Genomic DNA, 6,313 nt, shown 5'->3' on the forward strand with positions numbered 1-6,313 from the left:
TACAAAAATATATACGAAGACCTGAATTGATAATATTGGGTATTATTCTAGTTATTGGTCTAATCTTTCGGTTAATGACTTTAAAAACATACGGTAGTGATTTGACACTTGGTAGCGATGATTTAATGTATCAAAAAAATGCTGTAAATTTTTTGGAAACTGGTATGTTAACGTATCATGATCCGACAAAACCAACTATTCATATTATGCCTGGACAAGTATTTTTATTAGCGGGCATATTTTTCATATTCGGACATGCAAGTTTAGGTGTTTTATGTGCAAAATTAGTTATGATAGCTTTTGGTATTTTAAGTATTTATATGACTTATAAGATTGGTACATATATTTTAAATCCGGCGGTAGGATTGATTGCTGCATTGTTATTAGCTCTATATCCACCTGAAGTGGTGGTGGAGAACTTAACGTTGACAGAAAGTCCTTATCTATTTCTATCACTAGGGCTGTTATATTGGAGCTTAAAATTAGCAGATACGCATTCAATGAAAGATTTTTATATTATTTTATTATTCTACTTTGTAACACTATATTTTAGGGTACAAATCGCTTTATATCCAATTTTATTATTCATATATCTTGTAGCAAAACGTTATCCGGTGCGTTTAATGGTAAAGCAAGCCCTTATTAGTGTATTGGTATTATTTGTTGTACTTGGTCCTTGGTGGGCACGTAACTATGTTCAGTTTAACAAGTTTATTCCACTTACAGCTGGTTCAGGTAATCCTTTACTACTTGGCACATATCAAGGTGAAGGTTATCCATCTGGGAAAAGTGTGGAAGAAATCGATGCTGAAATCTTTGCAAAATATCCAGGTATAGAAGCGCATGAGTTAATGGCGAAGCAGCAAGAAGTAGCGATGGACCGTATTAAGGAATGGTGGCATACAGATAAAGCATCAATGATAAAAAGTTATTTAATTTTAAAACCACAAATTTTCTGGGAAAAAGCATATTATTATCCAGGCACCACAATTAGTATTTTTGATATATCTGGGGAAGATATGAAGAAGATTTATGATCCAATTAAAACAGGTTTCATAATTTGCTCTATCCTAGCATTTGCATTCTGTTGGAGAAGGTGGAGAGAGTATTCATTCTTATGGATAAATGTTTTATTCCAAACCTTTTTCAATAGCTTATACTTTGCATATGATCGATATGCGCTCCCATTGATGCCAATGCTATTTATAATGATAGGTGTAGGTATTGTCGCAACTGTTATGAGGGTTAGCAGGCCATTTCTAAAGTAAGTAATTTCATTAATTCTATTAAAAAATCTACATTTAAATGGTATATAAAAATGACCTACTTTCTAAAATAGAAAGTAGGTCATTTTTAATTATGCATCGTGTAAAGAATCATTTTGTTCTTTATTATTTAATTTTTGTTTTAGCAACGCATAATCTTGTGTCAATGTGACAAGTTGGTGATGCTGTTTAGAAACCTTACGAGTTAAATCAAAAATTAAAATAAAGCAGAATAAAAGTCCGAACAGGAATAAAACAGATGGTGGGTATTCTACGTGTAATAGCTTCCCAATCCAATTTATAATCTTATCTGTAGAGCTTAAAATCGCCATTGCGATACAAACAAAAATCCAAAGAATGGAGTATTTTGTTTCTAAAGTTCCTTTACGTATCGAGTTAATAATCAGGAAAAATAATAATAGAATAAAGATAAATGAAAAGGTAATTATAGGCATGGATTATCAACCTTTCACAATTTTTTGCATTAATATAGCCAAGCTGACTTTAATCATGTAATATGCAGACTTTAATGGTGTAATAGAAGATTGTCCACCTTGTCTCTCTTGCATATTTACAGATATTTCTTTAATGCGAAGATTTTTCTTTTTTAAGTGAATGAGTACTTCGGGTTCTGGATAATCTTTCGGATAATTTTGTGCGAAAATTTCAATTACCTTGCGATTAATAGAGCGATAACCAGATGTTGGATCCATAAATGTTTGTTTTGTTAGTAATTTTAATAGGGCAGTAAAGTAAAATATTCCAATTCTTCTTGAAAGGCTGCCTTTATATGCGGTTTTTTCCGTGAATCGAGACCCTAGTACCATATCAGATTGATCTTCAGCTATAGGTTGGATGATTTTATATAAATCATCGGGGTTATGCTGTCCATCAGCATCAAATTGAATAGCGATATCATAACTATTTTCATAAGCATACTTATATCCAGTCTGTACAGCTGATCCAATTCCTAAATTATAAGGTAGATTTATAAGATGGACTGGGAATGTTGTAACAATTTTAGAAGTTTTATCCATAGATCCATCATTAATTACACAAATATCTAATCCTACAAAATGTTCTTTTAGTTCTAAGAGTCTCGTTAATGTATCTGCAATCGCTTCCTCTTCATTGTAAGCGGGAATAATAATCAAGGTTTTAGGTATTACAATTGGTACTTCAACAGACATATTGCACCATCCTTTACACATAATAGGCATCATTCTTGTTTAGTAAACATTATCTACTATACCACTAATAGTATAAAAAAATAAAGGACAAGTTAGTGGGGTATTTTAAGAATAGACGTTATGTTTAGATAGCTATGTGTAACTTATGATTTAATTTGTAATAAAAAAGCACAGGTGAAGATAAAGGAATGCTTACCTGTGCTAAATAACATTACATATTCCAAGGTTTATTTAAAGTTAAAACCTCAGCCATTTCTTTGCTTTTTAAACGCCCTTTTTTTCTATTTTCCGCGCGTTCTGAACCGGTTGTGTGTAACCAATGTTCTTCCTCAGTTTCAGGAAGTACTTGTGGTACGGACGAAGGTTTTCCATCTTTTATTGCCACGAATGTAATGAAGCAAGTAGCGGCAATTCTACGCTCGCCTGCTAATAAATTTTCTGCGATTACTTTTACGAAAACTTCCATTGAAGATTTCCCTGTATAACATACAAATGCTTCATAACAAACAGAATCAGCTTGGTGAATTGGAGTTAAAAAATCAACTGAATCAATAGATGCTGTTACGCAATGTTTACGACTATGTCTTGCAGCCGCAATCGAAGCGATACTATCAATCTCTGCTAATAATTTCCCTCCAAAAAGTGTTTGGTGATTATTTAAATCGTTAGGAAAAACACGTGTTGTCTTAATTGCTTTAGATTCTCGCATGAATTTCTTTTCCATATATTCAGCCCCTATAGTCTGTTTTCAATCAGAATAATATGTGTAAGCGGATTACTCATATTAGATATTTAATGAAGTAAAGTGTATTCCAAAAGAGGATTATTTAAACTTCTGTATTTGTATTCATGTAACTGAAAGAAAATTTATTTTATCTAAAATGTAGTGTAAAAGAGGATTCGCTTACATTGCAAGTAAAAAATAATGACTATGTATTTGTCATAGAAATTCCCTATCAGCCGTGTACCCATTCATGATAGAATCGTTTTGTTATGAATGGAAATAGAGGTGCAATGGACATATGAATCATATACAAACAAATTTTTCATCTTTCTTCAATAAAATTACAATCGGTGCGATGCTCGCATTTTTTGTTTATAGTTGTTGGGCAGCATTTGAGACAAGTAAGCAATTTTTTGGAGGAAGTACAACAAGTGTAACAATCATATTGGCAATTTTCGTCATACTCATTTTGTTAGTGGCATCAATTCTACAATATCGTTTTACAGATAAACAATTTCTTGTTTTTCTTATAAGTATATCTATAGTTGTGAGGCTTAGTATGCTGTTATTTGTAGATGCTCCAATAATTGGTGATATGAAAGTGATGTATGAGTCTGCAAAGCAGATTGCAATTGGTAATAATATAGGGACTGTAACTCATTTACCTTTTATTATATATGAGTCGGTAATTATTCGTATATTTGGTGATTCATTATTCGCTTTACAACTATTTAATGTGCTATTTTGCACAGGAACAGCATTATTTATTTATCGTATTGCGGGAATGGTTTTTGGAGAAGAATGCGGTCGTATTGCTTCTATCTTTTATGCTCTGTATATTCCAAATATATTCATGAGTTCCGTATTAACTCCTGAGTCACTTGCAATATTTTTATTTTATTTTGCTTGTTACATACTTTTATATAAAGGATTAGGTCATCCTTATATGTGGATGTTTTCAGCGATTTTATTTGCATTTAGTAATATGATTTTCCCAATGGGATTATTTCTTCCTATTTTCATCACGGTATATGTATTATTAATCGAAGTATTTCAATCAGCAACGAAACAAAAGGTGTTACTAAAAATGATAGGGATAATTATTCTATTTTATAGTGCCCATTTTGGTGTGAATTATGGAATTAAGGCAATGGGATTGTCACAATATACAATTTCAAATGAGACGTATGTTCAATCTGTTGTAATTGGAAAAACGCAACATGAGGAAAAAATATCGAAAAATCAAAGTGTAACAGAGCATATTGATCAAAAGTTAAAAGAAATTGAGGGAGAAAGATTTAAACTTTTAGAGCCGATGATAAATCAGTTTTCAGATGAAGGAATAAATTCTATTCTTTTCAAATGTGAAAAACTGATATATATAGCCGTAACATTTTTTATGACTATAGCTCTATTACACTTCCTTATTAAGAAACAACAAAATGAGGGATATATGTTGTTTTTATTTTTAATTAGTGGCTACGTATTGTTAAAGCTCTTTCAAGTAGATATGGCATATTACAATGTAATTATGCCGGCATTGTTCATTTTGCAGAGCTTTGGTGTTTATATGAGTTATGTGTATTGTCAAAAAATATTTTTCAGAAAATAAAAAGAATCCATTCTGGATTCTTTTTTTGATGGAAGATGAAATTTAGTAGTCAGTGTAGATGAAAAATATGCCTGACTTGAATTTTATCCCGCTATTTTCCAGACAGCAAGACCCCCACCTCAAAATCAGCGAAAGCAAAGAAGTTAGGTGGGGGGCGGGCTGCCCGTAAAAGTCCGATTGGTGAGGGCTGATAATCAACGGGGGATGAATACCCCCCCACTGATTAAAGTTTCACTTTATCTTATCGATTTAATTCTAGTTGCAAATTATCGGCTGTTAGAGCCATTTGTGAGGAATCATCTTGAATTCCTTTCATTACTTGTGAAATAGCTTGTAGTTCGTGTTCAATTTTCTTATTCTGTTCTTTTGAGTTAGACATATCTTTTACGATTTCTTGGAAGTATCGATCAGTTGCCGACATACTATCCGTTCCTTCCGATACGAGAGAGCTAATTTGTTTCACGGAAGACGATACACGGGTAATTTGTTCATTTGTTTTTTCGACGAGCTTTGTAACGTTAAATATAGATTCTTTCGTTTGCTCTGATAATTTTCGGATTTCACCAGCAACAACAGAAAACCCCTTCCCAAATTCTCCAGCACGTGCAGATTCGATAGCTGCATTTAGTGCGAGTAAATTGGTTTGCTCCGCAATCGATTTAACAATATCTATGATTTCATTAATTTTGTTAGAAATATTGAGAAGTTCATGAGTATCTGTAATAATCGTCTCCATATTCATTTGAATAGATCCCATTCGTTTGTTTTGCTGGTTTAATTGTTCTTTACCTTTATTCGCTTTTTCTTCAGAGGTTGTAGCTAATGATGTACCTGTTTTAGCAATCTCCACAATAGTTTCAGATTTGGCGGTTAGTTTTTGAATAGAAGAGCTTGTTTTTTCAGATACAGCAGCTAGTTCTGTTGCGATATGCGTAATTGTCATAGCAGTTAATTCTTTTTCTTTCTCAAGCTCTTTTTGCATTCTTTCATATTCAGATTCATAAGCTGCAAGAACAAGTTCTTGTTCAAGAGTGAATAATTTATTTATGACATTTATAGAATATGAAAAATCATCGATTGTCGTTATTTTTGTTTGCAAAATCTTCATGATAGAGCGGAATAATTCTTGATAAGCAGCAGTATACCATTTTCGATGTAAACCAATTTGTACATGCCTTTTGGCAATCCTAACACGCTGTTCAATAAAATCTTCATGCATATGGCCGCTGAATAATTCTTTAATATGTGTTTTTAAAGTTTGTTTTAGTTTTGGAATAGAGCTGTAACGCTCAATAATAGTAATTAAATTAGGTTGTTTTGTAATGTTGGCATAGAATTTTTCAGTAATCCAATCAATTTCTGCATAAATAAAAGGCTGTAGTACTTTTACAACTTGTAAATCTTCTTTTGAAATATGTAGCATATCCATTTGAATTTTTAATTCAGAATTAGTAGGTACATTAAAAGTTATTTGTTGGTCCTTACTTAATTCGATTATACTGGCATTTGTTTTATTAATATT

General features: G+C 32.1%; 6 protein-coding genes. 2 read left to right on the forward strand and 4 right to left on the reverse strand.

What is annotated here, in order from left to right:
• A partial coding sequence (locus ACQGSG_RS25440; RefSeq protein WP_426948295.1) for a glycosyltransferase family 39 protein occupies positions 1–1,268 on the forward strand: 1,268 nt, incomplete at its 5' end.
• A gap of 89 nt (positions 1,269–1,357) precedes the next feature.
• Here ACQGSG_RS25440 and ACQGSG_RS25445 read toward each other — a convergent pair.
• The 3 genes from ACQGSG_RS25445 to ACQGSG_RS25455 form a co-directional block, all read right to left on the reverse strand.
• Complete coding sequence (locus tag ACQGSG_RS25445; RefSeq protein ID WP_002089883.1) at positions 1,358–1,720, reverse strand: DUF2304 domain-containing protein; 363 nt, start codon at positions 1,718–1,720, stop codon at positions 1,358–1,360.
• Between the two features lie 6 nt (positions 1,721–1,726).
• A complete protein-coding gene (locus ACQGSG_RS25450) occupies positions 1,727–2,455 on the reverse strand; it encodes a glycosyltransferase family 2 protein (RefSeq protein WP_098605893.1) in 729 nt (242 codons plus the stop codon).
• 211 nt (positions 2,456–2,666) lie between these two features.
• Entirely contained in the window at positions 2,667–3,179 is a 513-nt protein-coding gene (locus tag ACQGSG_RS25455; RefSeq protein ID WP_098605894.1) for an acyl-CoA thioesterase, read from the reverse strand.
• 298 nt (positions 3,180–3,477) lie between these two features.
• Here ACQGSG_RS25455 and ACQGSG_RS25460 point away from each other — a divergent pair, with 298 nt between their 5' ends.
• On the forward strand, positions 3,478–4,791 hold the full coding sequence (locus ACQGSG_RS25460) for a glycosyltransferase family 39 protein (protein WP_325843025.1): 1,314 nt from the start codon (positions 3,478–3,480) through the stop codon (positions 4,789–4,791).
• A gap of 241 nt (positions 4,792–5,032) precedes the next feature.
• Here ACQGSG_RS25460 and ACQGSG_RS25465 read toward each other — a convergent pair whose 3' ends face one another.
• The gene (locus ACQGSG_RS25465; RefSeq protein ID WP_426948298.1) at positions 5,033–6,310 is read right to left on the reverse strand and encodes a globin-coupled sensor protein; all 1,278 of its coding nucleotides are present in this window, start codon (positions 6,308–6,310) and stop codon (positions 5,033–5,035) included.
• Between the last annotated feature and the right edge of the window lie 3 nt (positions 6,311–6,313).

Origin of the sequence: Bacillus sp. GMa5/1, assembly GCF_050172015.1 — a bacterium.
Lineage (GTDB): Bacteria > Bacillota > Bacilli > Bacillales > Bacillaceae_G > Bacillus_A > Bacillus_A cereus.